Annotated in this window: 27 protein-coding genes; 13 read left to right on the top strand and 14 right to left on the bottom strand. The window is 64.6% G+C overall.

Annotation, left to right across the window (positions count from 1 at the left end; translation table 11 throughout):
- Window positions 1-59 precede the first annotated feature (59 nt).
- Window positions 60-740, top strand: coding sequence for a hypothetical protein (locus ACFU4Z_RS17345; protein WP_379063978.1), 681 nt, complete (start codon window positions 60-62; stop codon window positions 738-740).
- Here ACFU4Z_RS17345 and ACFU4Z_RS17340 read toward each other — a convergent pair.
- Window positions 737-892 carry a hypothetical protein gene (locus tag ACFU4Z_RS17340; RefSeq protein WP_379063976.1) on the bottom strand — a complete coding sequence of 52 codons (156 nt, stop codon included), beginning with the start codon at window positions 890-892 and terminating at the stop codon, window positions 737-739. The genes ACFU4Z_RS17345 and ACFU4Z_RS17340 overlap by 4 nt on opposite strands.
- Before the next feature lie 140 nt (window positions 893-1,032).
- The gene (gene cynR / locus ACFU4Z_RS17335; protein WP_379063974.1) at window positions 1,033-1,917 is read right to left on the bottom strand and encodes a transcriptional regulator CynR; all 885 of its coding nucleotides are present in this window, start codon (window positions 1,915-1,917) and stop codon (window positions 1,033-1,035) included.
- 105 nt (window positions 1,918-2,022) lie between these two features.
- Here cynR and ACFU4Z_RS17330 point away from each other — a divergent pair, with 105 nt between their 5' ends.
- Genes ACFU4Z_RS17330 through ACFU4Z_RS17320 form a run of 3 tightly spaced genes read left to right on the top strand, consistent with a single transcriptional unit; the run spans window position 2,023 to window position 3,465 of the window.
- Window positions 2,023-2,796: an ankyrin repeat domain-containing protein gene (locus ACFU4Z_RS17330; protein WP_379063972.1), complete on the top strand. Its 774-nt coding sequence runs from the start codon at window positions 2,023-2,025 to the stop codon at window positions 2,794-2,796.
- A gap of 14 nt (window positions 2,797-2,810) precedes the next feature.
- On the top strand, window positions 2,811-3,284 hold the full coding sequence (locus tag ACFU4Z_RS17325; protein ID WP_379063970.1) for a nucleoside deaminase: 474 nt from the start codon (window positions 2,811-2,813) through the stop codon (window positions 3,282-3,284).
- A gap of 55 nt (window positions 3,285-3,339) precedes the next feature.
- Window positions 3,340-3,465 carry a hypothetical protein gene (locus ACFU4Z_RS17320; RefSeq protein WP_379063968.1) on the top strand — a complete coding sequence of 42 codons (126 nt, stop codon included), beginning with the start codon at window positions 3,340-3,342 and terminating at the stop codon, window positions 3,463-3,465.
- Window positions 3,466-3,705: 240 nt separating this feature from the next.
- Here ACFU4Z_RS17320 and ACFU4Z_RS17315 read toward each other — a convergent pair whose 3' ends face one another.
- Entirely contained in the window at window positions 3,706-4,398 is a 693-nt protein-coding gene (locus tag ACFU4Z_RS17315; protein WP_379063966.1) for a class I SAM-dependent methyltransferase, read from the bottom strand.
- Between the two features lie 166 nt (window positions 4,399-4,564).
- Here ACFU4Z_RS17315 and ACFU4Z_RS17310 point away from each other — a divergent pair, with 166 nt between their 5' ends.
- Window positions 4,565-4,708 carry a hypothetical protein gene (locus tag ACFU4Z_RS17310; RefSeq protein WP_379063964.1) on the top strand — a complete coding sequence of 48 codons (144 nt, stop codon included), beginning with the start codon at window positions 4,565-4,567 and terminating at the stop codon, window positions 4,706-4,708.
- Window positions 4,709-4,808: 100 nt separating this feature from the next.
- The gene (proS, locus tag ACFU4Z_RS17305) at window positions 4,809-6,248 is read left to right on the top strand and encodes a proline--tRNA ligase (protein WP_379063962.1); all 1,440 of its coding nucleotides are present in this window, start codon (window positions 4,809-4,811) and stop codon (window positions 6,246-6,248) included.
- 252 nt (window positions 6,249-6,500) lie between these two features.
- On the opposite strand, the gene ACFU4Z_RS17300 is transcribed toward proS, so the two are convergent.
- Window positions 6,501-6,827 (bottom strand): GYD domain-containing protein, encoded by a 327-nt coding sequence (locus ACFU4Z_RS17300; RefSeq protein WP_379063959.1) that lies wholly within the window; start codon window positions 6,825-6,827, stop codon window positions 6,501-6,503.
- 764 nt (window positions 6,828-7,591) lie between these two features.
- Between ACFU4Z_RS17300 and ACFU4Z_RS17295 the strand changes: the two genes are divergently transcribed.
- Window positions 7,592-8,425 (top strand): hypothetical protein, encoded by an 834-nt coding sequence (locus ACFU4Z_RS17295; RefSeq protein WP_379063957.1) that lies wholly within the window; start codon window positions 7,592-7,594, stop codon window positions 8,423-8,425.
- A gap of 378 nt (window positions 8,426-8,803) precedes the next feature.
- Entirely contained in the window at window positions 8,804-9,235 is a 432-nt protein-coding gene (locus ACFU4Z_RS17290) for a nitroreductase/quinone reductase family protein (protein ID WP_379063955.1), read from the top strand.
- A gap of 11 nt (window positions 9,236-9,246) precedes the next feature.
- Here the strand turns inward: ACFU4Z_RS17290 and ACFU4Z_RS17285 are convergent, their stop codons facing one another.
- Entirely contained in the window at window positions 9,247-10,116 is an 870-nt protein-coding gene (locus tag ACFU4Z_RS17285) for a class I SAM-dependent methyltransferase (RefSeq protein ID WP_379063953.1), read from the bottom strand.
- 328 nt (window positions 10,117-10,444) lie between these two features.
- Between ACFU4Z_RS17285 and ACFU4Z_RS17280 the strand changes: the two genes are divergently transcribed.
- The 3 genes from ACFU4Z_RS17280 to ACFU4Z_RS17270 are packed head-to-tail and all read left to right on the top strand — an operon-like array spanning window position 10,445 to window position 12,872.
- Entirely contained in the window at window positions 10,445-11,071 is a 627-nt protein-coding gene (locus tag ACFU4Z_RS17280) for a hypothetical protein (RefSeq protein WP_379063951.1), read from the top strand.
- Entirely contained in the window at window positions 11,071-12,603 is a 1,533-nt protein-coding gene (locus ACFU4Z_RS17275) for a hypothetical protein (protein ID WP_379063949.1), read from the top strand. Before ACFU4Z_RS17280 ends, ACFU4Z_RS17275 begins: the two co-directional genes overlap by 1 nt.
- A gap of 14 nt (window positions 12,604-12,617) precedes the next feature.
- Window positions 12,618-12,872 (top strand): hypothetical protein, encoded by a 255-nt coding sequence (locus ACFU4Z_RS17270; RefSeq protein WP_379063947.1) that lies wholly within the window; start codon window positions 12,618-12,620, stop codon window positions 12,870-12,872.
- Between the two features lie 72 nt (window positions 12,873-12,944).
- On the opposite strand, the gene ACFU4Z_RS17265 is transcribed toward ACFU4Z_RS17270, so the two are convergent.
- A complete protein-coding gene (locus ACFU4Z_RS17265) occupies window positions 12,945-14,594 on the bottom strand; it encodes a sulfatase-like hydrolase/transferase (protein WP_379063945.1) in 1,650 nt (549 codons plus the stop codon).
- Window positions 14,595-15,160: 566 nt separating this feature from the next.
- Here ACFU4Z_RS17265 and ACFU4Z_RS17260 point away from each other — a divergent pair.
- Window positions 15,161-16,228, top strand: a complete 1,068-nt coding sequence (locus ACFU4Z_RS17260; RefSeq protein ID WP_379063943.1) for an ADP-ribosylglycohydrolase family protein — start codon at window positions 15,161-15,163, stop codon at window positions 16,226-16,228.
- Window positions 16,229-16,327: 99 nt separating this feature from the next.
- On the opposite strand, the gene ACFU4Z_RS17255 is transcribed toward ACFU4Z_RS17260, so the two are convergent.
- The 6 genes from ACFU4Z_RS17255 to ACFU4Z_RS17230 all read right to left on the bottom strand — a co-directional run bounded on the left by ACFU4Z_RS17255 (window position 16,328) and on the right by ACFU4Z_RS17230 (window position 22,179).
- Window positions 16,328-16,894, bottom strand: coding sequence for a TetR/AcrR family transcriptional regulator (locus ACFU4Z_RS17255; protein WP_379063941.1), 567 nt, complete (start codon window positions 16,892-16,894; stop codon window positions 16,328-16,330).
- Window positions 16,895-17,408: 514 nt separating this feature from the next.
- Window positions 17,409-18,299, bottom strand: a complete 891-nt coding sequence (locus tag ACFU4Z_RS17250) for a short-chain dehydrogenase/reductase (RefSeq protein ID WP_379063939.1) — start codon at window positions 18,297-18,299, stop codon at window positions 17,409-17,411.
- Window positions 18,299-19,762 carry a flavin-containing monooxygenase gene (locus tag ACFU4Z_RS17245; protein ID WP_379063937.1) on the bottom strand — a complete coding sequence of 488 codons (1,464 nt, stop codon included), beginning with the start codon at window positions 19,760-19,762 and terminating at the stop codon, window positions 18,299-18,301. Before ACFU4Z_RS17245 ends, ACFU4Z_RS17250 begins: the two co-directional genes overlap by 1 nt.
- Window positions 19,752-20,162, bottom strand: coding sequence for an aldehyde dehydrogenase family protein (locus ACFU4Z_RS17240; RefSeq protein WP_379064304.1), 411 nt, complete (start codon window positions 20,160-20,162; stop codon window positions 19,752-19,754). The genes ACFU4Z_RS17245 and ACFU4Z_RS17240 overlap by 11 nt, the downstream gene beginning before the upstream one ends.
- A 47-nt stretch (window positions 20,163-20,209) precedes the next feature.
- A complete protein-coding gene (locus ACFU4Z_RS17235) occupies window positions 20,210-21,286 on the bottom strand; it encodes a PDR/VanB family oxidoreductase (RefSeq protein ID WP_379063935.1) in 1,077 nt (358 codons plus the stop codon).
- Complete coding sequence (locus ACFU4Z_RS17230; protein ID WP_379063933.1) at window positions 21,286-22,179, bottom strand: metal-dependent hydrolase; 894 nt, start codon at window positions 22,177-22,179, stop codon at window positions 21,286-21,288. Before ACFU4Z_RS17230 ends, ACFU4Z_RS17235 begins: the two co-directional genes overlap by 1 nt.
- Before the next feature lie 97 nt (window positions 22,180-22,276).
- On the opposite strand from ACFU4Z_RS17230, the gene ACFU4Z_RS17225 reads away from it, so the two are divergent.
- A complete protein-coding gene (locus ACFU4Z_RS17225; protein WP_379063931.1) occupies window positions 22,277-22,891 on the top strand; it encodes a TetR/AcrR family transcriptional regulator in 615 nt (204 codons plus the stop codon).
- Window positions 22,892-23,002: 111 nt separating this feature from the next.
- Here ACFU4Z_RS17225 and ACFU4Z_RS17220 read toward each other — a convergent pair whose 3' ends face one another.
- On the bottom strand, window positions 23,003-24,016 hold the full coding sequence (locus tag ACFU4Z_RS17220; RefSeq protein ID WP_379063929.1) for a hypothetical protein: 1,014 nt from the start codon (window positions 24,014-24,016) through the stop codon (window positions 23,003-23,005).
- Window positions 24,017-24,027: 11 nt separating this feature from the next.
- The gene (locus ACFU4Z_RS17215; RefSeq protein ID WP_379064303.1) at window positions 24,028-25,347 is read right to left on the bottom strand and encodes a Dyp-type peroxidase; all 1,320 of its coding nucleotides are present in this window, start codon (window positions 25,345-25,347) and stop codon (window positions 24,028-24,030) included.
- Window positions 25,348-25,358 lie beyond the last annotated feature (11 nt).

The raw sequence follows: 25,358 nt of genomic DNA, 5'->3' as shown, positions 1-25,358 counted from the left end.
CGACCGTGATCAGGCCATCGGCCTGGTCACGATCTACGGCTGGAGTCTAGGCTCCCGGCATGAGTACGGCGCAGACCGAGAACAGCCGACCGGGGAACAGACGATTGTGGTCACGGCTTCGCAGGTATCTGCTGCTTGTCTGCACCGTCGTGGCCTGCCTTGGGACAATCGTCTCGGCGAGCAACCCGGCGAGCGCAGAGCTGATGTCGTTGTCGCCGTTCTTGATCCTCGTGTTGGCATTCATGTTGGTTGCGGTGTTGTACGTGGTCATCGTCTACCCGATCCTGGCAATCCGATCCCGGCGACTTCGGGTAACCGATCTCGGCCCCCTGGCTGCTGCCGCACTGATAGTCGCGCTCACGGCGATTGTATGGACCGCGGACCTGCCGATGGCCGTGCGCTGGCACTTCTCGGCGCGCGCGTTCGACGATGCGGCACGGCAGGTGCGCGCGGGTGTCGATCCACGGACGTTCGAAGGTGACCGCCTCGGCCTCTATCGCATTCGCGGTGTGGAACCCAACGGCGATCGCGGTGTAAAACGCTTCAGCGACGGCATCTACTTCAGGACTGGCCCTATGGCGGCCTACTGCTCGATGGGAAGTGGCTTTGCCAATCTTTCTGGCCACCGCCCCGCGACAGGCGCATTCCATCACCTCAGCGGCGACTGGTATTGGTTCTGTTCCACCAGCGGAGAACAAGGGGTTGTCGTGCCCGACCACCCCATCGGAGGAGAGCACTAGCCGGTGACGAACTCCGGGACCACGCGCGCGTCCGAGCAGCCGATGAACAGTGTCCCGGGACTGTGGGTGGTGGCGAGGCGGGCGAACAGCTCCGCCTTGACGGGGAAGACATCGCGTTGAAAGTGCGTGACGCCGGCGGCGAGATCGTGCATGGATCGCTCCCTTCAGGGCGCTTGGCCGGGTTGGACCTGACGAGATCCACCATGCACAACCTGTCGCTATAGAGTCCAATACTTGCTGTTCATAGCAATGATTGGTTGCATCTATAGCCGGCGGGAGCGGGCCGATACCGCTAGGTCGACCGTACGGCGGCCTGGGCGATCGCGGCGAAGGCTCGGGTGGCCGCCGAGTGGTAGGCGCTGCCGCGGCGCAGGAGTTCCACCGTCCGGGTGGGCAACGCGGGGGCTAGCGCGATGGGCAGCAGGTCGGAGTGAGCACGGGTGATGGCGTCGGGCAGGACGGTGGCGAGCGATCCTCGGCGAACGAATTCGACCAGCGCGCCGATGGAGTTGGCTTCGACCCCGATGCTCGGCGCGATCTCGCAGTCATCGAAGTATCCGTCGATATGAGACCGGGTCGCGAAGTCTCGACTGAGCAGCGCCAGTGGATGCTCCACGAGCTGCTGGACCGGCAGTGGCTCCGATCGCGCGGCGAGGGTGTGGGCCGATCCGACCACCAGACTGAGGTTCTCGGTGAAAAGCGCGACGTTCTCGATCCCGGCGGCGTGGGTGCCGGTGAAGGCGATCCCGAGATCGACGCGGTCGGCGAGCAGGTCCGCCTCGATCCGGTCCTGGGTGGTCTCCACGACGGCGAGGGTCACGCCCGGGTGCGCGGCGTGGAACTGGTGAACCAGCGGGCCGATGAGGTAGGCGGTGATGGTCGGTGTCATCGCCACCCGCAGGTGCCCTCGGGAGAGGTCCTGCACGTCCTGGATCGCGCGCTCACCGGCGTCGAGGTCGCGCAACGCGAGACGCGCGTGATGCGCGTACGCCGCGCCGGCCTCGGTGAGGCGTACGGTGCGGCCGGACCGGTCGAGCAGCTGCACCCCCAGCGTCCGCTCGGCCTGCCTGACCTGCTGCGAGAGGGTGGGTTGGGACACGTGCAACGCTTCGGCCGCGCGGGTGAAATTGCCGTGATCGGCGACCGCCAACAGATACCGGATATGGCGCAGCTCCATGACCGCCACTATAGATGCGCTCTATCGTGATGATGGAAAGTAGGTCTTGGACTCTATCTTGCGCGCTGGGCACTCTGGAGATCAGCAACCAGTGAGGAGTTCTCAGTGAACAAGCGTCGCCTCCGAAGCGTGTTGGCCGCGAGCGCATTCGCGGCGCTGTCTCTCGCGGCCGCGTGCACGGCCAACCCTCCAGCCGATCAGACAGCAGCGGAAACCCCGCCAGCGGCGACCATGGACACTCCGACTGCTCCCGTCACCGAGCCGGCACCGACCCGCGCTCCTCGCGATCCGGCCCTCGACCCGCAGCTGCTGCGGGCGGCGGCGACCGACGACGCCGCGAAGGTGCGTGAGCTGATCGCGCGCGGGGCCGACATCGAGACCCGAGGCGATCACGAGCGCACCCCGCTGATCGCGGCCACGAAGAACGGGGCCGCCGCCGCGGCGCAGGCGTTGATCGACGCCGGCGCCGACGTCAACGCCAAGGACGACCTCGAGGACTCGGCCTACCTGTATGCCGGCGCCGAGGGGCTCGACGACATCCTCGAGATGACACTGCGCCACGGCGCCGACCTGCGCAGCGTGAACCGCTACGGGGGAACGGCCCTGATCCCGGCGAGCGAACACGGCTACCTCACCACCGTCCGGAGGTTGATCGAGGCAGGCGTCGACGTCAACCACATCAACACACCGCGCTGGACCGCGCTGCACGAGGCGATCGTCTACGGAGACGGATCCGAGCGATACCAGCAGGTCGTGACGGCCCTGCTCGACGCCGGCGCGAACCCGTCGATCCGCGACGGAGCCGGACGCACCGTGCTCGACAACGCGCAGCGTCGTGGCCAGACTGCGATCGTCTCGATTCTGCGCGGCCACCCATGAGAGAAGGAGTCGCGATGGTCAAGGGCGAGCAAGCCCATCTGCGGCGAGCGATCTCGCTCGCCGAACACGCCGGTCGCGAGGGCAACCGCCCGTTCGGCGCCGTCATCGTGGCCGCCGACGGTGCCACGATCGCCGAGGGCCGCAACGAGGTGGCCAGTGCGGGCATCGTCACCGCCCATGCAGAGCTGGTCGCGATCACGGCCGCGATCACGGCCGGGCGCGCCGCGGAGCTGGACGGGGCCACGATCTACGCCAGTGGTGAGCCCTGCCCGATGTGCGCCGCGGCTGTCGTTTGGGCCAGGATCACCCGCGTCGTGTTCGGCGCCGCCGAGCCGGATTTCACCGCGATCATCGGCGGACACCCGCGATTCGGCCTGCGCTGCGCCGAGGTCATCGGGTCCAGCGACGCAGCGGTCACCGTCTGCGGCCCGAACCTGGGCGAGGAGGCACTCGCGCCGTTCCGGCGTCACGCCGCGGCGAATCCATAACGCCAACGCGCAGCACCGTCCGCAGCCCCTGGCCATATGCTGGCCAGGAACGACCGTGATCATGGATCTCCTCGACCTCGCTCGCCAGATCGCCGCCGCGCTCGTGCCCGGCTGGATCGCCGAACGCGGCTACATGATCCGAGCACACGTCTCAGTGCTGCACGAACTCATGTCGGAGTAGCGATTTCACCCGATGCCGAAGCACAGCGCACCATCTCCGACGGACTGACCTACGCCGCCCGAACCGCACCCGCCGACGGGCGGGCTGAGGATGGCGGGGTGCGGGGCGTTGTGGATCCGGCGCTCGCGTACGGCGTCGGCGATGCCGAGAACACATGAGCGACAGGCGGGAGAGCCCGGGCACTTCGATGCCTGACGCATCCGGCCCGGGCATCGCGCCCACACCCGGCGTGTGGTGGGATCAGTCCAGATGTGCTGACAGCAGCCAGGCCGGAACCGACTTGCGGCCACTGGGCTCGTCGCGCATACCCTCGAACCGGAAACCCGCGTCCGCCGGCAACACCGCAGGCAGATCGCCATGGATTCGTGCCGGCCTGATCTCATCGATCACCCAGTACTTCGACACCACCTCACGAAGCTCGTCGGCGGTGACCGGTGATGGCCCCGGTTCAGGCACTTCGGGCAGGGCGGCCCGGTCGAACACCAGCACGAAATACGCCGCACCCGGCGCGGCGGCGCGCACAATCGACTGCTGATAGCCCTCCCGAGACTCGACCGGGATCGAATGGAACAACGTGCTGTCGACGATGGTGCCGAAACGGCCGTCGTAGCCGGTGAAGGAGGCGATGTCGGCGACCTCGAAGGAGGCGTTGACCAGGCCGCGCCTGGCGGCCTCGGCTCGGGCCAGCTCAACCGCGGTCGGCGACAGATCCAAGCCAACGGTGGTAAAACCCCGCTCCGCCAGAGACAGCGAGATCGCCGCCTCCCCGCATCCGACATCGAGGACATCGCCATGGAATCTGCCCTGCTCGATCAGCGCGGCGAGTTCTGGCTGGGGCTCCCCGATACTCCACGGCGGCTTGACGCCCGGCCCGAACGGGCCCCCTGTACCTCGGTAGATTTCTTCGAATTCGAAATCATGAGGGGTAGTCATAGCCCACAAATATCAGGGAACCCGATACATGTTTGGGACCTCGCCCGCGACGCGCTCGGTCAACCTCTCGGCAGGATCGGAATGGCCGCAAGGTTAGGCAGCTAGTAGTAGCGACGAACCACGATGATCGCTGGCGGTCGACAATGCGCTGGCGAGCCAGGCATCCATGCCGCTCGCCGGTCTGGAGCCGGACGAAGGTACCGCGTCCCTGATCGCCCTCGCGGTGCTGCTCCTCCATGCCTTGCTCGCAGTGGCCTCGACCCGCATCGTCAGCATGATCAGCGCGGGCGCGGTGGGGCTTTCGAACTGATATTGCGTGGAGGCGGTTCATGATCTGTTCAGCACCCACGCAGTCAGCATCGCAGTGAGGCAGGTCACTCCGCCATCTGCGGGGGCACTAGCCTTGTCGCATGGCACGCGATGAGCGCGGTGTGACCGCCCAGAGTGAGGATTTCGCTTCCTGGTACAACGAGTTGGTCCTGAAGGCGGGCCTCGTCGACCGGGGTCCGGCCAAGGGCACGATGGTCATTCGACCGTATGGCTATCGCGTGTGGGAGTTGCTGCAAGCTGAACTGGATGCGCGAATCAAGGCGAGCGGGCACGAGAACGCGTACTTTCCGCTGCTGATTCCGCAGAGCTACCTCGAGCGCGAGGCCGATCACGTCGACGGGTTCGCCCCTGAATTGGCAGTGGTGACCCACGCCGGAGGCAAAGAGCTCGAGGAACCGCTCGTCGTGCGGCCGACGTCGGAAACCATCATCGGGGAGATGATGGCCAAGTGGATTTCCTCGCATCGGGATCTGCCCCTGCTGCTGAACCAGTGGGCCAATGTCGTCCGGTGGGAGATGAGGCCGCGAATGTTCTTGCGCACCACCGAGTTCCTGTGGCAGGAAGGCCACACCGCGCACGCCGATGAGCAGCAAGCGCGCGAGGAGATGCTGCTCGCGCTGGGTATCTACCAGGAGGTAGCGCGCGACTACGCGGCGATGCCGGTAGCGCCTGGCGAGAAGACACCTGGTGAGCGATTCGCGGGCGCGGTCTCGACGATGACGATCGAGTCGATGATGCGCGACGGTAAAGCCTTGCAGGCCGGTACATCCCACTACATGGGCACGAATTTCGCGACCGCCTTCGGCATTAGTTACGCCGGCATGGACGGGCGAGAAGAGTTGTGCCACACCACGTCCTGGGGCATGAGCACCCGAATGCTGGGCGGGATCGTGATGACTCACGGCGATGATCGGGGCCTGGTGCTGCCGCCACGGCTGGCGCCCTATCAGGTGGTGATCGTGCCGATCACCCGCGGCGACGGCACGGAGGTGGTGGCGGCCGCACAGACGCTGGCCGAGGGGCTGCGCAGGGCCGGCGTGCGGGTGCACGTCGATGACCGCGACCAACTCAGTCCAGGATTCAAATTCAACGACTGGGAACTCAAAGGTGTCCCGGTCCGGGTCGAGCTGGGACCGCGTGATCTCGCCGCCGGGACTGCTGTGCTGGTGCGCCGTTTGGGCGATCAGGGTAAGCAGTCGGTGCAGTTGGACACGTTGCCACAGCTCATGGCAGGCATCCTCGAGGAGTTCCAGATGTTCCTGCTGGCGCGGGCAGCCGAGTTCCGCGATACGCACACCTCCGATGTCGAGGACTGGGCCGCGTTCGAATCCGGTGTCGCATCGGGATGGGTGCGGGCGCTGCATTGCGGGCAGCCAGGTTGTGAGGACGACATCAAGACGATGACCTCGGCGACGCCGCGATGTGTGCCGTTGGACGGGCCGCCGCAGACGGGCCGTTGCGTGCGCTGTGACGCACCGGCCGCCTACGGCAAGCGGGTGATCTTCTCCCGCGCTTACTGAACCGACCGGGATCACGGTGGTTCAGGGTGACCAGAGACGAAGCAGGATCATGTCGAGCCTGCCCGAGCGGAATCGAATCCCTTGGGGCAGCAGCGAAGTCTCAACTCGACCCACCGGCCCGGACCTCGACTTCGTCGAAATCGGCTACGGTGTCGGGGCCTCGGCGCGCGACGAAACATGCCGACAGCTCAACATCGCGCTTGTTCGCACAATGGCCGACAACACTTCAGTCCTTACACCAGGCGGGAGGAACTACGGCCCGGCCTGGGGCGGCAAATATGTGACCTCGCGCGCGACTGCTTCGTCGATCTGCTCGGGGGTCAGTAGTGCCACAGTGTGTGAGACCGCCGCTCCATATGCCGCAGTCCGGATTGCGAGCGCGGCGGCGGCAACCTCATCCGGAACATTGCCGATGACGAACAGGTCGTCTTCACCGAAAGCGAAATAGCAGGCTTCTACCTGGCCTCCCACGCTTTCGACCATCTCCGTGATGGCCGCTCGGCGGGCGCTGCCACCCTGAGCGAGCAGGCCACGCGCTCCTTCCTGGGAGTAGCTGACGCGCCATAAATATTTGGGCATCTCGTGTCGCCTCCTCTTCGCGAGACCACCGCGTCCCGCATCCACTGGGTGTGCCCGAGACTACGGTCTCGACTACCGAATGGTCGGCAACGCCGAAGCAATTCTCAGCAATGATGCAGCAATGTGATGGCGCAGGCCAACGCTCGGCTTCATATCATCATTGCATTGACAATGCGAAAAAAGGGGGCCGGACGTTGGAGTGTTGTCCCGTTTGGCTCCCTCGCATCAAGGGCGTACCGTTCCTGTGAACCCTCCAGAATTACACCACGGGCCGCTTTGCTGCCACAGGTCGGCGACCTGGAAATTGCCGCGACCGCTGGTCGCCCCGAATCGGTAGCGCTACGAGCTGGTTGCGGTACTTGCGGCGTATACGATAGGACAAGTAGGCCGATACTCGTTCAAGTCGGGCGATCCGTGGCGCACCATACGACCGTTGCTCGATGAGGACCGCGCTTCCTGTCGCCCACGAACTGCTCCTCACGATGAATGGGGCAATGATGGTGTCCTACTCCTACACCATGGCTTCCACCGCAGACACCGTGTTGGATGAGCGAATCCCGGAGATCGGTCGCCGAGATTCGGAACTCGATCAACGCCATGGTCGGCAGGCGCAACTACGGCCGAGCCGCCCGAGTTCACCCATCGCTGTTCCGCCGCATAACGCGGCCAGACCCTCGACAGCCCCGGTCAGGTCAGAAGCTCGCCACCAAGCCGGTCACAACTTCGGCGATGAACAATGGTGATCTCATCGGAAGAAGGGAATCGTGATGTTTTTCTACAACCGCTCCGGAGTGGGTGCGACAGGGAAGTTCGATGGTTCCGGTGACTACATCAATCTGAAAGACTATCCGCCCGGACAATTCGGGGACTGGCATCAGATTGTTTCCACCGGTGGTGGGCGGCTCTTCTTCCACAACTGGCAGAGCACGCGAGCGGCCTCGGGTGAGATAAATGCCGCCGGTGACTATGTCAACCTGAAAGACTTTCCGCCCGGGCAATTCGGGAGCTGGTGGATCGTGCCGCTCGACGGAGGCCGGCTCTTCTTCTACAACGGGAACACGGGAGCCGGTGCGTCGGGGAGACTCGATGCCGCCGGTGACTACACCAACCTGAAGGACTTTCCCCCCGGACAGTTCGGGGACTGGACCCACGTTGTTTCCGCCGGCGGCGGGCGGCTCTTTTTCTACAACGTGCGGAGCAACAGTGCCGCATCGGGTGAGATCGACGCTGCCGGTGACTACACGAACCTAAAAGACTTTCCGCCCGGACAATTCGGGGACTGGTGGCTTATCGTACCCGTCGGCCATGGCCGACTCTTCTTCTACAACGGGTACATGAACCCTTGGGCCGCATCGGGTGAGATCGATGCCGCCGGTGACTACACGAACCTAAAAGACTTTCCGCCCGGACAATTCGGGCACTGGACTCACATTATTTCCGCCGACAGCAACCGGCTTTTCTTCTACAACGATGGTAGATCTGACAACGAGCTACTGGGCGCAGGCGCAACGGGCGAGATCGACGCCGGTGGTGACTACACGAATCTGAAGGACTTTCCTCCCGCACATTTCGGGAAATGGAACCTAATCGTGGATTGAGAAACGCCGGCCTGCTCCTGCAATTAAAGATTGCGGTGATTCGCCGATGAACCTCTCGGCGACGACAGACGCATATACGTGTTCCGTCGCCAGGCAATCGCGCGGCGTATGACCGTCCAAGTCGGGCGCGGGCAGAACCCGCGACCCGAACGTTCGACGCCGTCATCCCGGTGCGGGGGTGCCGGTAGAAGGTGTCGAACGGTTGGGGTGTGCCGCGTGGGCTGCAGGAGTGCCTGAAGTGGGGGCTGAGTGATGCGGAACTGCTCGGATTCGACAGTTCTCCTGGAGCCCGGATCGAGTCGACGGGAGGTGCTGGCGTTCGAAGGGCACTGCGGTAGTGCGCTTCACCCACTCGCGTTCCGGTGTAGATTCCGCAGCATGCCCAGTGATGCCCAACTGAAGATCCAGAACGCCATCCACCGTGCCCTGCTCAAAGTAAGCGGCGGGAAGCTGGGCAAAACCATCGTGGGGATGCCGACCCTCGAGCTCACCACGATCGGTCGCAAAACCGGGGAACCGCGAAAGGTCATGCTGACCGCGCCGGTCATCGACGGCGAGACGATCGTGATCGTGGCCTCGCGCGGCGGCGACCCCACCCACCCGGCGTGGTTTCTGAATCTGCGTGACAATCCCGCTGTCGAGGTGTCGCTGCAGAGCGGCCCCAGGCAAGCGATGGCGGCTCACGTGGCCACCACCGATGAACGCACGGCGTTGTGGCCCCGGGTCGTCGCGGCGTACGACGGCTACGCCGGCTATCAACGCAAGACCACCCGCGAGATCCCGCTGGTGCTGTTGACGCCGAAGCGGTGAGATGCCCGCACTCACGCCGTGCAGGCGTGGATCAGGTGCGGTCCTGAATTCATAGGGCGAGCGGTTGTTCGGATGCCGTAAGTGGCCAACAGCTTTGTCGCAGAACGGTCTTCGACCCGATTGAAACCCAAGGACAGCAAGTTGCCTCGGATTTCGTCCGCGGTGAAGAAACTGAGCCACGGTTCGCCGACCGCGGCGACGCGATCCACGGTTGCCTGTTGTTGTCCGGCCGAAGGATCCGGGGATGTCGAGGAGACCGGGTACAGGTAGTCGAAAACTACCTCCGAGGGTCCACTGTGGCCGGCGATGTAGCGAAGAGTGTCCTCGACCGACGTTGTGGTCAGGTACATCACAACGCCGAGCCAGATGAACACCGCGCTCCGAGCGCGGTCGAGTCCGGCCTCTGCCAACCCGTCTGCCAGCGTGGATTGTTCGAAATCAATCGGGGCGAAGGTCAGCGATGACGGGATCGCGATCCCGGTGTCGGACAGTCGGCGCCGCTTCCACTCCTGGGTATCGGGGTGATCGACCTCGAAGAATCGCACGTCCTCGTGGGTATTGCGGTACGCGGTAGTGTCCAGTCCAGCACCAAGGATCACTACCTGACCCGTCCCCCGGGCGACCGCGGCCGCCACGGTGTCATCAGCGAAGCGGCTGCGCGCCGCGATGAACAACCGCCGGCGACGAGCCAGATCCTGATCGAGACCATTGTCGAATTCATTTGCCTGCAAACCGGATTCGCCGATGATCTGTAGAGCCAACGGATCGGTGAACACCCGTGGCTCTTCGGCGACCTGATGGTGGGCCCTCGCGCGCGCTACGGCCATTGCGGTTCTACTCGGTTGCCCGACCTGCATGCCCGACACCTTACCGACTCGCATGGAAGAACCGTTCGGCTCGGAGAGGAAGAAGCTCGGCGCGAGAATGCTCGGTCAGAACACCACCCTGACGGACCCGAGAGGCATGACATGAGGCCGCAACTACGAACGGGGCCTAGAGAACTCGCGTTCGACCGTTAGGGATGCGCAGGGGCCGTGCGGATGCGGGAACCTGCCGACGAGGACGGCGGATGGGTGAGGCCACTAGCTCGTCGACCGGAGCCCCGGGCGTCTTGCCCGCACGACCGCTGAACCATCCGTTACATGTTGACGTTTTGTGTCGATGTGTAATACTCGCCTGGCCCGGCGATCATGAGAGGGAGGCGCGCCGTTGACCGACAACGCCCGAGAGGCGCTCGAGATACTTCGCGATTCGAGTCAATTCACGTGGTATGTGATCCCGCTTCTGCTGATCGTCATCTACATCTACGCCGTCGAAATCGAGCGGCGGAACTGGAATGTCCTGTTCGCTGGACTCGCGTTGTGGGGCATGGACTGGTTCAACGAGATCTGGAACGCTCTGGTCTTTCAATTCACCGATCGTGCGCCGGTCTGGGGCGCGACCGGCCCCACCGCGTATCAGATCCTCATCGGCCTCAACATCGAGATCTGCTTCATGTTCGCCGTCATGGGGATCGCGGCGGCAAAGATGTTGCCGCCCCGCGAGACCCGCATCTTCGGCCTGCCCAACCGGCCGGTTCTCATCGCGGTCAACTCGGCGGCGGCGGTCGGCGTCGAAGTGTTGCTCAACAAGGTCGGGGTGCTCACCTGGGAATGGTCGTGGTGGCAGCCGGGCTTCCCCATCCTCATCTGGCTCATCGGCTATGTGCCGTTCTTCGCGGCCTGCTTCTTTGTGCATGATCTGCCCACCGTGCGCGCCAAAGCACTCACCGTCGGCGCGATCCTCGGCGTCGACGCCGTCGCGATCCTCGGCTTCGGCGCCGCGGGGTGGCTGTGATGCGACCCGAAGCCATCCGGCGTACCGCCGTTGTCGCGGTGACCGGGCTGGTATGGGCTGGGGTGGCAACGCATTCGATGACTGTCGCCGACCCCGGCTGTGCGCAGGTGGGCACGGTCGGCACACCGGAAGTGACAGTCGACGAATCCACCGCCGGGCTGGAGGTTCTGGCTCCCGCCACTGTCGACCTGCCCGAGCGGATCCACTTCCGCACCACCACCGAGTCGTTCAACCGACGCTGGACATTCGCCAACCGTGACGGCCGCGTATACGTGAAAGAGACCGCAGCCCAGGGCGGTTGGCGCACCGTGGCGCTGCCGGGCTGCCTGGAGGGTCGCGTCGTCGGTGTCTCCGCCGACGACGACGAGGTGATGATGATCGACCGCGAGGGCCGGTTCTACACCATGGACCACGCGCTCAGCGCACCCCGGGACTGGAACTGGAGCAGCCGCTACGGCACCCCGCTGTGGACCGGCCCCGGAAACGCGCTGCCCGCAGGCACTCGCACCTGGTCCTGGTCGGTTCTCTCACCCAACGAGGACCACGTCTGGCGCGATACCGCCGGCAACGATCACCCGGTCGGCGGAGCGAAGGTGTCGCATGTCTATGCGCTCACCCACGACGGTCAGCGCATCCAGTACATCGATCCCTGGTTGCCGGTGGATCACAGCTACGAAATGGCCACCCCGCACGGCGGTCGGTTCCAGGCGGTCGCACTGTCCACGAGCGCGTCGACCTCGCTGATCGTCAACCGTTTCGGCGACTTTTACGCGCGCCTCTACGATTTCGACATCTCCGGCGCCGACAAGGTGTTCTTCCGCTACTCCTACCACGATCAGCGCGGACTACCCGAGGCTCCCGACATGCTGTCGGAACGCATGGACAGCCGATACGCCGCGATTCAGCTGCCCGCACCCGACTGGATGCGGCAGCCGAAGGTGCCGGGTGAAATCACCGACCGCATCTCCATCCACCGGACCGGGCCCGGCTCGTCGGCCCGCGAACTGCGAGTCGAGGGCCGCGACGGCGGTCGAAACGGTTACTGGACAAAGCAACTCACCGACGAGTCGTGGACATTCTTCGGCACCGATCAACCCCTTGCCGGGACTGTGCTGGAGAATTCGCCGGCCGATCATTCGCTCGATACGCTGGCGGCCCCGTCCCCGTACGACTATGACGGCATCTCCGCGCAAGGGTGGAGAGCGCAAGTGCACACCTTCGATGTGGCCGTCACCCCGACACCACTTCGGATCGACTTCGGCGACGGGAAGCAGCTGGATCTGATCCTGCACACTGTCGACGGCTTGCGCCAGATGCCACAACGGCCGGGAATCTCCAGTCAGCCACGATATTTCGACGGGACGATAGAACTGTCGGCGGAGCTGCTGGCCGGCCTCGACGCGCAGCCCGCCGTGGTACGCGAATTCATCCGAAATGTCCTGGGCGGGAACCGTTTCACGGAAACCTCTGTCGACGTCACCGCCACTCGGTTCCACATCGCCCTGGTGGATCTGACCTTGAACCGATCCTGATAGGCACCGACTCCTTGTCGCATCTTCTGCTCGACAACAAACTCGTTGACGAGGACCACTTCTGGATCTTCCCGACCATCGCTGGGGCGGGCACCCGCCTCTTCGAAGTCCGCGACGCCAGCCACCTCGAACTGCTCGACACGACCACGTTCAAGTCCGGCATCGTCGTCCACTCGCCTCGCCCCGCGCTGAACAGCCCGAAACCAGGAGACCCGGCCCTATTCGGACCGGGTCTCACACTTTGCGGCAGAGGACGGCCGGTACGGTGACCGCAATCCGGACATATTCGACGTGGCGGCATCGATAGCGGACCGAGCCATGACGATCCGGTCTCCGTGAGACTACTTGGGGAGGGCGTTTTGCAGTTCGCCGAGCACGTGTTGCGCAATGGCGAGGATATTGTGTTCCTGCGCCAGGTAATCTGCCCAGCCTTGCTCCTGCGCTTGGCGCAGCTGGGGTGGAAGCGGCTGGTTCAGTTCCGCGATGGCTTGTTGCAGTAGCGGTTCCATCTGGGCGCGCAGGTCGCCATTGCGTGCGGCTTGGTTGTCGAGTTCGAGTTGGCCGCCCGCCGCCGCGTAGTCGTAGAGCTCGAATTCTTGTTGCTGGGCTGGGTCTACTTCTATTCGTCCGTTGATGAAGTGTGAATACGACACGTATTTCGCGTCGGCAGTGCGTACCGCCGCTACGTGTGCGGGCGCATTCTGGTTGAAGAGCACGGCTGCCTCTTCGATGGTGGGTTCGTCGGTGGCGTGGACGATCCAGGGCCGCCCGGGTTTGCTCCTGTCGCGGCACAGGGCGGCGATGTCGAGACGATCGGCGAGGTGTTCGTACCGCGCGTCCCCGCGCCATGCGCTTCCGCCCGTGGCGATCGTCAGCAGCAGCGGGGTGATATCGGCGCTGGAGGTGAGCTGTTCACGGGTACTGGTCGACGACTTGGGGCTGAGCAGACCGCGGGGATCGTGCACATACAGCGGCACCCTGATCGCCTCGTCGTAGGCCGCGCCACCTTTGCCGTGCAACCCGTGCGAGCCCGCGTAGTCCCCATGGTCGGAGGTGAAGACGATGACGGTATTGGCGGCGACATCCGGACGCTCGTACAGCGCGTCGAGCACTCGGCCGATCTGGATGTCGACCTGCTGTTGCAGCCACAGATAGAAGTTGCGCATGTCGATCCACTGTTGCTCGGCACCGGGAGTTCCATAGGGTGCCCACCCGAACGCGATCGCCGAGGCTTCCACCAACGCAAGCTGCAGGCGCGGCTTCTGAGCCAGCTGCTCGAGGGTTTCGTAGTTCGCGGGCAGGTCGTTCATCCAGCGTGGAACGTCCAGCTGCGCTTGAAGGCGTTGGGTCCATCGGGGCCACCATTGGATGTCGTGCGGATTGACCAACGACACCGTGCAGCACCACGGCGCTCGACCTGCTTCCGCGTCGAGCCATCCGATGAATTGGTCGACGATGGCCGGGTCCATCTGCAAGCCCTGTCCGGGCGCACCGTTGGGCGACGGATAGGTGCCGCCCGTGAATCCGTAATTCGCCAGCGACCCCGGAATAGTGTCCGAATCGTGGCCGAGATGCCACTTCCCCCACCACGTCGTCTCATATCCGTGTTCGCGGATCATCGAGCCCCAGGTGGGGAACAACGGCGACAACGTCGACTGTGAGGTCATCATGCAACCGGTCTGATGGGAGTACAAGCCGGTCAGCAGGACCCCACGCGACGGTGTGCAGTCGTTGGCCGCGGTGTAGTGCTGGTCGAATGACACAGCGCCTCGGCGGATTCGAGCGATATGCGGCAGTATCCCATCCAACGCCTCTTGGTCGGGGAACCACATCGGCGCGCGCATCTCGTCCACGAGCACAATGAGGATATTCGGCCTATCAGGGTCGACATCGGCGCGGGCTTTGCCGGCCCCCGTCGCACCCGACGCCGCGGTGGCAGCCGTTGCGGCCGCGGCGCCGCGGGCAAAGAAACCACGCCTGCTGATCGTCACGCTTCTACTCCGTTCACGGAATGGTGCACATGTCGATTACCGAGGATCTGGTCGAGCAGTTCGAACCCAGCGGAAGTGTCGCTACGGATCCGGGGAGCCACACCTGGTGCCGGACTCCACCACAATCGGCACTATAACGTCGATGTACTCGTGGATTTGGTAGGCAGGCTGCGCGGATTCCCAGCGCAGTCGCGGAGCAGCGGTCACCGACTGGAGCGATCACCTTCATGATCGCGGCCTCGGGCCAATGGCGGTGGTCCATCATGACGAGGGCTCTTCGTGTCGCTCACGTGTCGTTTCGTGAATTCGACAGCGGTGAGGGGCTGTCAGCCTGATGCGCGTGATCCTGCGGGTGTACCAAACATCGCAATGGTTATGGGCCGTTGCCGAGGCTTGGTGTGCATGAGGGGTCGGAATCGGTGCCGTTTCGATGATGTTGCCGACGAAGGTGATTCGGCCGACAACCGCTCCCACACGTGTCCGGCCACGGGTTCGTGCACCCAGCCGAGGTGCCGATACCCGTAGACGGAAGTGATACGTAATGATGGTGTCTCGTGGTGGATTACATGACGGTCTTCGACCGGGTCCGGGGCTCCCTGTTAGGCGGGGCGGTCGGCGACGCGCTCGGGTGGCCTATCGAATTCCTGCAGCTCCAGCAGATTCGCGAGCGGTACGGCCACCAAGGGGTGACGGGATTTCTACCGCAGTATGTCGAGGGCGCGCCGCAGCAGATAACCGATGACACCCAGATGACGCTGTTCACCGCGGAGGGATTGTTGCGGTCAATGCCCGATGGTGATCCCGTGCCGGCGCTACGCCGGGCGTATTTACGCTGGTTACAGACCCAGCGGCAGGAGGGCCCCCCATCCGAGGTCGATGGCTGGCTGGCGGGTCTGCCGTTTCTGTATGCGGTGCGTGCGCCGGGAAATGCGTGCATGTCCGGGCTGGGTCAGCAGGCACGGGGATATCTCGCGCCGCACCCGTTCGGTGCACCCGGTCCGGTGAATCCAGGGTCGAAAGGATGCGGCACGGTGATGCGGTCCGCGCCGTTCGGACTGGTCGGCATGGGGCCTGATCGTGCGTTCACCACGGCCGCGCGGGCCGCGCAGTTGACCCACGGGCATCCGACGGGATATGTCGCAGCTGGTGCGTTCGCGGCACTGGTCGATCGCGTGGTGAGCGGTATCGAACTGCCGATTGCCGTGCAGCAGACGGTCGCCCAGCTCACGGAGATACCCGCAGCAGCGGAAACAGCGACGGCACTGACACGCGCAGTCGAGTTGTCCGAGCATGCGGCCACCGCCGAACTCCTCGAGCAGGTAGGTGCGGGGTGGATCGCCGAGGAGTGCCTGGCCATCGCTGTGTTCTGCGCCCTGCACGCGGCCCAGACAAACGATGCACGCGCAGCATTGCTGCTGTCGGTGAACCACTCGGGTGACTCCGATTCCACCGGCGCGGTCGCCGGGAACCTGATCGGAGCCAGCCATGGTGTCTCCGGGCTGCCGATGGAGTGGGTATCTGCGGTCGAGGGGCGAGATGTGCTGGTCCAGGTCGCCGATGACCTCGTCGTGAACTATGGACTCGGCGACCGGTCCGCACTCGATGCCCGATACCCGTTCGACGAAGGCGTATGACAAGCCGACCTTGACGTCTACGCGGTTGCGAACGGTCCGGTTGGTAACGTCCAACTCCCGCACAAGACCTCACGCCTCAAAGCGCTCGAGTCCGCGAGCTCAACGATCTCGGGCCGCGCCGCTTCCGCTCCGGGATGAGCGGGCCAGCGCTATCGGCTCGATGACCTGAGCGGCGTGCTCGGCGAATCGTTCTCGATCGACCTGAGGCCCCTCGGTGAGTGCTCGTCGATAGAGAAAAGCCAGTGCGCCGAAAATCGCCACGGCGTTGAGACTCACGTCGACCGCGTCGAGTTCGGTCGCCGCGACGTTGCCCGCACCGACCGATCTGACGATCGGCACGACGAATTGCTCCACAAGTGCTATCGCTCGGGTCGCCAGCAGCGGGGAAACCTGCGATTCGATGAACATGATCCGGCCTCGTCGCGGATCGGTCGTCAAATAGTCGGTGAATGCGTCGACCCCCTGCCGAACCAGGTCGGGTGTGAACGTCTGGGAAGTCGCTGGCACGGAGAGCAGCGCAGCACGCGCATCGAGCACAACGATCTCCAGAACGGTGATCATGAGCTGGTCGATGTTGGCGAAGCTTTCGTAGAAGTACCTCTCGGTCAGCGCCGCCTCGCGGCACACGCTGCGCATCGAAATGCCCGCGGCGCCTGCTACTCCCATCAATTCGGTGCAGGCCTCGATCAGCCGTGCGCGCCGGGAGGCAACGCGGTCTGCCGACGCTATCCCCCGCCATCTGCGCCCTCCGAGCTCCGACCTATCCGACACCTCGACCGTGACTCCGTCCGCTTTTCGAACCCGATGACGACCTCGACGTCGACCGGGCCGTCACCCTCGCTGAGTCGGCACGGTCGGTGTCCTGGTTGAGGTCAGTTCACTTGGCGGGCGTCCTCGCCCCAATACTTCTTGCGCAACTCGCGCGCGAGGATCTTGCCCGCACCGGAGATCGGCAACTCGGTGACGATCTCGAGACTGCGTGGGGCTTTGTACCCTGTGATGAGAGTCTTTGTGCGACGATCTCGCCGACCGTACCGCGCGGTACCTCGTTGCCGAGATCATCGACGATGCGGACCTCGACGTGCGGTGCGGCGCGACCGGCAGCACGCCCCTGGCCCTTCTCGTGGTCTTCCGTCCCCGAACACGCCTCGCCGGGTTCGCTCGGATCCTCGAAGGGCGGTCATGGCGCAGCCCGGCCGTTGCGCTGTTCGACCTCGCGAATCAGCGCCTGCACCCCGGCGTCGCGGGCGAGCCGGTTGTCCAGCACGACGTTTACGGCTCCACGCAAGAGGGCGTACGGCTCCCAGCCACTGGGGGCGATGGTCCGCGCGGCTCGCCGACCGATGCCGTCGGCAATGGTCTCGGCGGCCTCGGCTGCGGTGATTCGCACGTTCAGCGGCCAGGGCAGCATGCCGCCGAGCGCGCGGCCCAGCTCGTCTCGATCGAGGGTGTCGTGTGTCATGGCCGTCTCCACAACGCCGAAGTAGGCGACGCCGGCGGTAGCACCGACGGCGGCTAGTTCGACCCGGAGCGCACGCCCGAGCTGCTCTACACCGGCCTTGCTGATCATGTACGGCGCACCGCCCATACCGGGCGCGAAGGCGGCCGCCGACGAGACGACCACCACATGACCTTTCGCGGCGACGACGTGGTCGAGGGCCGGATGAACCGTATTGAACACACCGGTGAGATTGATGGCGATGACGCGGTCGAAATCGCTGCTGTCCATGGTTCGCAATGTCGCCGGACGCGGAACCACACCCGCGTTCGCGACTACGACGTCGAGGCGGCCGAACGTGGCCACTGCCTGCGCGATCGCCTTCTCTGTCGACTCACGATCCGCGACATCGGCAGCGATCGCGCAGGCGCGATCTCCGAGTGCTTCCGCCGCGGTGCGGGCGGCGCCTTCGTCGATGTCCACCAGTGCGACCGAAGCCCCGCGGGCGTACAGGATCTTCGCCAGCTCCAGGCCGATTCCCTGTCCGGCGCCCGTGATCAGCACCGTCTTGCCGCGCACCTCATATGAGGTGCTACCGATCCAGCGCAGCGGGTTGAGCTGTCCGATGTCCATCAGGCACTCACGTCATAGGAGCTGGCATCGAATCGGCTTGTACGGCTGCGGTATTCGAAACTCCAGTTCGGGTAAAGACCGGCGTTGTGGCCGTCCGGTGTCTGGTAGTAGCTGTGGCATCCGCCGGTGAGCCACACCGTCGAGCGGCTGCGTTCCTGCATCTCGTCGAGGAACGTCTCCTGCGCTTGCGGCCGTACCTCGACACGGCGTGCGCCCTCGGCCCGCATCGTCTTCAACGCGTCCACAATGTAGGCGATCTGTGACTCGATCATGTAGATCGCCGATTGGTTCCCGGCCGCCCCGAAGGGCCCCAGGGTGAAGAAGAAGTTCGGAAAACCTGAGAGGGCGCTGCCGAGATAACTTTGCGGACGCTTCTCGTACAGTTCGGCAATGGTGACGCCGCCGCGCCCGGTGAATCGCCCGAAAGCCTTGGAGACAGGCTCGAATCCGGTGCCGTAGATGATGGTGTCGACCGGAATCTCGACGCCGCTGTGTGTCACGATCGAGTGTGCGCGCACTTCGGCGATGCCGTCGGTGACGACCTCGACATTGTCTTGATCGAGAGCGGGCAGATACGCGTCGGAGAAGATCGCGCGTTTGCAGCCGATCATGTAGTCCGGAGTCAGCACCTTGCGCAGCTGCGGATCGCGGACCTGACGGCGCAGCTGCCACTTGCCGAGCAGCTCGTACGGGTGACGAAATCGTTTGTCCACGAACCCGATCAGCCCGAAGCCTTCGATCAATGTGTAGAAACTGCCCCGAATCGCCTTACCCGCCAGCGGCACTCGGCGCAGCAGCTGCCGTTCCAGTCCGAGCGTCCTGCGGTCCATGCGCGGCACGATCCACGGCGCCGATCGCTGGAACAGGGTGAGCGCGCCGACCTTGGGCTGGATCTCCGGGACGAACTGCACGGCCGAGGCGCCCGTGCCGATCACCGCGACCCGCTCCCCTGTCAGATCGTGCTCATGATCCCAGTGCAATGAATGAAATGCCTTGCCCTGGAACGTCTCCACCCCGCGCAACGATGGGTACTTGGCCTCACTGAAAACACCGGTCGCGGAGATCACGAAGTCCGCGGTGAAATCTCCGGTCACGGTGCTCACGCGCCATAGTGATTCCGCATCGTCCCACCGGGCGTCGAGCATCTCCGCGTTGTAGCGGATGTGGCGCACCACATCGTGCGTCACCGCCACCGATCGGAGGTACTCCAGGATCTCTTCCTGCCGGCCGTAGGTGCGCGACCAGTCCGGATTCGGGGCGAAGGAGTAGCTGTACAAGTGCGATGGAACGTCGCACGCACAGCCCGGATAGGTGTTCGCCTGCCAGGTGCCGCCGAGGTCATCGGCGCGTTCCAGAATCACGAGATCGTCGAACCCCGCTTCGCGAAGCTTTATCGCCAGACCGATGCCGGCGACACCTGCCCCGACGATCGCGATGTGCCGATGTTCAGTGTCAGTAGCCATGGTCAGCGGGTCCTTCCATGTAGCACCGAAACGAGCCGGTCGACGACGGTGTCGACCGCGGCGCTACGAGTGAACGTGGTGAGCGCCAGCGGCGACGGGAACCGTTGGTGCGTCGTGGCTTTCGCGTAAGTGAATTCCTCGAGGCGTGGACGTAGACGCGTTCTACAGCCAGACATGTATGCCCGGCATTCGACAGTCCGCGGGTGATCTCGGCCCGCCACGCGTCCACGCGGCGGCGGCGCTCGGTGAAGCCGAGCGCAGCCCACCACGCGCCGGCATTGTGCGCCGTCGCCACGGCCGCGTCGACGTCAGCGGCGGAATGCACAGGGTAGCTACCCACCGAACGCCCGGTAGCGGGATCGTGGACCTCGAAGGTGGAAAGCTCGTGGCCCGCAACCATTGTGATTGTTGCCGTCATCGGACGTTGTTGCCCTTTCTACGCCGCGATCAGAGGTCGAGGACGAGTCGGTCGCCCGCAGCGCGTGATACGCAGCTGAGCATGCAGGTGTCGCGCTCGCCGTCGGTCAGCGTTCGGTCACGATGGTCCACGCCACCCGCGAGCACCGCGACCTTGCATGTGCCGCAGAACCCTTGCCGGCAGGAGTAGACGACTCCGGGAAGCTCGCGCCTGATCGCGGCGAGTGCGGTCTCCTCGGCACCCACATGAACGGTCGCGCCGGTGCGCGCCAGCTCGATATCGAATTCCCTGCCGTCCACGACCGGGAGAGCCGAGAAACGTTCCGTGTGTAGCGAACCTGTCGGATTGACGCTGAACATCGCCTGCTGTACAGCCGCCGGCACCGGCGGCGGACCGCACACGTACACCGCCGCACCGGCCTCCGCCCGAGTGAGTAGTTCAGCGACATCCGGTATGCCGAACTCACGGTCGGGCCGAACGTCGAGCTCGCCGCCACCCAGCCGCGCCAGCTCGCCGAGGAATGGCATCGTCTCGCGCGATCGGCCGAGATACACCATCTTCCAGCGGACACCGGCAGCGTCGGCCGCCTTGACCATCGGCAGGATCGGCGTGATCCCGATACCGCCGGCCATAAAGAAATACGACGGCGCGTCGATGAAGGTGAACGCATTGCGCGGCCCGCGCACCCGGACGGCGTCGCCCGGGCGCAACACATCATGAACCTCACGCGATCCGCCGCCACCGTCCGCAATGCGCCGGACGGCGATCCGGTAGCGGAAACGGTCGCGGGGGTTGCCGCAGAGCGAGTATTGGCGCTGGCGCCCGGAAGGCAGGAACAGATCGAGGTGCGATCCCGGCTTCCACGCGGGCAGCGGCCCGCCATTCGACGCGGTGAACGTCAGACTCACCACATCCTCGGCCTCGATGCGAACGTCCTCGACGACGAGATCCAGCTCGAACCCGGTGCGACGCACCGGGTTCGACCGCGACAACAGGGAGGCGGTGGACCCGGCAACGAAAACCCGCAGGTAAGCATCCATCACCGCGCCGAGCAGACGGAAGGTCGCGGGCGGCGTGAATTCCGGTGCCACTGTGTCGGTTCCCATCAGTGACCTGCCGCTCGCGCAGCGGGAGATCGGGCGAGGTAACGCAGTGCGGTATCCATCGGGCCGAGCTGCGACGGGTGGAAGCCCGGGCGCAGATAACGCGGCAGCTCGGTGAAGAACACCGTGAAGCTCGGAATGACACCGCGGACAGTGGCATTCACGAACTGCAGCGGCCACAGCCTGCCCTTGCTCGGCTCCGGGTCCTTCCGGTACAGGTGCGCCGTAGAAACGATGAACAGTGGCAGCAGGGTCGCACTGGCGAGGACGGCGGTGCGCGCCTTCCGCGCATAGCTGCCGTCGACATACATGTACGCGTCATAAACGACACTGCGGTGTTCGACCTCTTCGGCACCGTGCCAGCGGACCAGATCCAACATCGTCGGATGCATCCCCTTTTCCTCGAGGATATCGGCCTCGAGGAGCCATTCGCCCAGAACGGCGGTGTAGTGCTCCATACCGGCGAACAGGCCGAGGCGCTCCTTGAGCCACGCGTCCTTCGCACGGCCGTTCAGTCCGTGGTCACCCAGAATCCGGTCGACCAGCCACGCAATCTTTCGTACATACGATTCGACGTCGAGACCGATTGATTGCAGGTGGCGGCGGGCGCCTTCGTGACTGCTCGCGTGCATCGACTCCTGGCCGATGAATCCCGCAACCTCTTCGCGTAGCCGCTCGTCCTGGATAAGCGGCAATGCTTCGGCCAGACAATTCGCCATCGCTCGCTCACCCTCGGGAAGCACAAGGTGCATGACATTGACGATGTGCGTGGCCAGCACCTCACCCGGGATGTAGTGCATCGGCACCGAGTCGAAGTCGAAGTGGACGTCCCGAGCGTTGATCGCATGCGCTTCGTCGCTGTAGTGGTGCTCCGCTGCACCGGCAATCTCGGCCATGCACCGACTGTACATTGCAACATTTGCCATTGCAATGTAGCAGCAACATATAGCCGGGATATGTTGCACGACGCCTGTTCATTGCTACTCTCGTGGCGTGACCTCCACAGCTGCGACCTCGACGAACAGGCCCGAGATCGATGATTCGGTGGAGGCTCGCATCCTGGACGCCGCTCTGATCCAGTTCGAAAAGGTAGGGGTCAAGAAGACGACGATCGAGGACATCGCACGACAGGCCGACGTCGATCGGGTCACCGTCTATCGGCGGATCGGCTCCCGTGACGATGTTGTGCGGGCGGTCATGACCCGCGAAGTAGAGTTGGTGCTGGCCGAACTCGACGCAATCTCCGCGCGCAACAACGATGTCCATGCCCTCGTCGCCGACATCTTCGTCACGGTGATCACCCGGTGGCGCACACACCCGCTCGCCAACCGGATGCTGTCACTGGAACCGGAGCGCGTCCTCCCCCAACTCACCACCGATGGCGGACCCGTGTTCACGATGTCGGTGGCAGCGACGGTCGCCGCACTGCGAAGCGCCGTCCGAAACGGGCTGCTACCCGATTTCGCCGACCTGGACACCCGCGCGGAGATCGTTTGCCGCATAGTCCACTCGTTCATCCTGCAGCCGCACGGAACGGTCACGCTCGAATCCGAGGACGCCCTCGCGGCATTCGCGCGAACGTATCTGGTGCCGATCATCACCGGATGACTGCTTGCTCTGCGATGACTTTCTCGCGCTGACGTTCGCCCAGAGGGCAATTCGTCGTTTGCCGACCTCCCTGACCGATCCGTAGGGTCCGCGAGTTCGACGGCTGCGACATTATTTCATGGTGGCGAGGTTGTGCCAGAGGTTCTCGAGGCTTTCGGTGCCGCCGAACAGTGTGGTGAAGTTCGTGGAGTCGATAAGGACGATGTCGCCCGCACGCCGGCCCGCGGGCGGCATCCAGATCAGCGCGTTGAACTCGGTGCCGCCGGCGGCGGTAAAGGGGTGGGGCCGCTGGGGGTCGACGCGCTGACGGCCAAGAACTCGTAGCGAGTCGCTCTCCGCTGCGGTGAGCTCGTAGTGCGGCAGATGCGGGTGAAAGTTGAATGTCGTGACGTTGTCCAGCAGCCGGAGCGCGTCCAGATCGCGGAACCCGGTCAGGGGGGCGATCTCATCGGTGCCGTCGACGACCGCAGGGCGCAGGCCCCACTTGTTGTGCACCGGCACCTCGAGCGCTTTCATCAGCGAGCGGGTGTACTGGCCGAATCGCTGCTGGCGTGGCACCAGTGCGTCGCCGTGATGCTCGTATTCGATTTGCCGTTGGGTGTAGTCGTCGGTGAAGCCGACGTCATGGTGTGGCGCCAGAAGCAGGCAGGTGCCTTCGCGTTGCAGCCACTCCTGGATGGCGGCGCTCTCTTCGGGTGCGGCTTCCTGTTCGGAGAGAACGTGATCGAGCCCGAACACCATGAGCGTGTCGGTGTCCGCCAGGATCCGCTCGTCGATCGGCAATGTGTATCCGGCCTGGTCGATGCGCTGGAACACCGCAACCGGGTGACCGGTAGCCGCACCGGCCAGCTGCTGAAACGCCAGCGTCGAGCGATGGAACAGCTCCAGCGTGCCTGCGATGCCTTGTAGGAAGTGCGCTGCGTCGTACTCGGGAGTCTCGTAGCTCGGCCACGTGACGTTGCGGACTTCGGTCATCGTGGAGAAGCGGTTATACATTTCGGCGGGATCGCGTTGAGCCTCCCATGGGTAGCTCCACGTCCAATAGATGCTTATCCGCCGCCGCCCGTCGTGCTGGCGCGGGATGTGGTTCTGGTTGTAAGTGCGTGCCCGCGGCAGGGTGCTCATGCTGTCACCTCTCAACTGTCGAGCGTGGCCAGATACCGCATGGCGCTGATACCCGGCAGGAAGAAGTACGCGCCGCCCACGAGCGTGGTGAAGGCAGGCAGCCCCTGGAGCACCTTGCGGATGGGGCGCTTGGGAATAGTGAAGTCGAGGGCCCCATCCTGGGTGCCGCAGATGGGGTCCCGCTCATTGCCGAGTTCGTGGAATGTCTTGTCGTTGATCCAGACGTTTTGGGCGAACTCGAACTGACGGACCAGGCTGGCGCAGATGATGAACGCGGCAATGCCTCGGTCCACCCCGTCATCGGGGGCACCCTCGGGCAGCGCGGGCCCGTAGGTGGCGCCGCGGCGAATCATCCTGCGGCGGTGCATATTCACTGCGGTGTCGCGTGGGTTGAGTCGCCGCGCGTGCGAGCCGAGCGGTGCCGCGTAGCCGTGCGGGTCCATCTGTTTGTAGTTGAAGTCATTGTTCCGCAGGGGATCTGCACCCAGCTGCGGATCATCACGGTCGGGGGCCAACACCAAGGGTGCGCCGCTGCGCCAGCGGCCCATGAATTTCGCGGCGAGTAGCTCCTGCCCGTCCGGGGTGTCGGCGTGCTCGCGCAGATAGTCCCGAAACGCACCGACGTGTTCTCGCAGCCGCCGGTAGGCCATGTAGCTGCCATTGCGGGACAACACCTCCGGCTGTGGCAAACCGCGGGGCGGCCCCTCCTCGTCGGGGTAACCCAGGATGAATTCACCGGGTTTCAGCACCGCACCCGAGCCCGGCGTCGGTTCTTCGCCGGATCCATCGATCACTGGCTGAGACAACCGGTCTCGGAACCCGAAATGGTCATGGGCGTGGTCGAATGGCGGCGTCGCGTTCAGATCCAAGAACGACAACACGCGCACACCCGGGCAGCGCGCAACCAGCTTGTGATGCTCGGCGGTGCACCTCTGGTGTTCGGCATCGGTTCGGGCGAACAAGATCGCGATGGCGTGCAGGTCACCGCCCCCCAGCCCGCCCACCCAGTGATCCGGGTGATCAGCGCCCGTGTCGCCCAGGATGTCAGCGCGGGCGGCCATACCTTCACGGAACTCGTCGGGGAAGGTGGAAAGCGCCTCCTCCGATACCCCTAACGCCCGCAGCCCGCCCCAGGTAAAGGCCAGCGTTATCCAGCGCTCGGAGCTGTCCATCGTGGCGCGCACGTCCGCAGCCGACTGCACCCGGTCCACCAGCGCGGTCAACCAGGCCCGGCCTCCGGCGGGATCGTCGAAGGACAGGAACTCGTAGCGACCCGTCATCGCAGGGGTGCGGGTCAGCAAGATGTGCTGGATATCGTCGAGTTCGAGCATCGGCCCGGTCA

Source organism: Nocardia sp. NPDC057440 (assembly GCF_042802915.1).
Taxonomy (GTDB): Bacteria; Actinomycetota; Actinomycetes; order Mycobacteriales; family Mycobacteriaceae; genus Nocardia.
The sequence above is the reverse complement of the archived record's forward strand: the minus strand, read 5'-3'. Positions and strand labels throughout refer to the sequence as shown.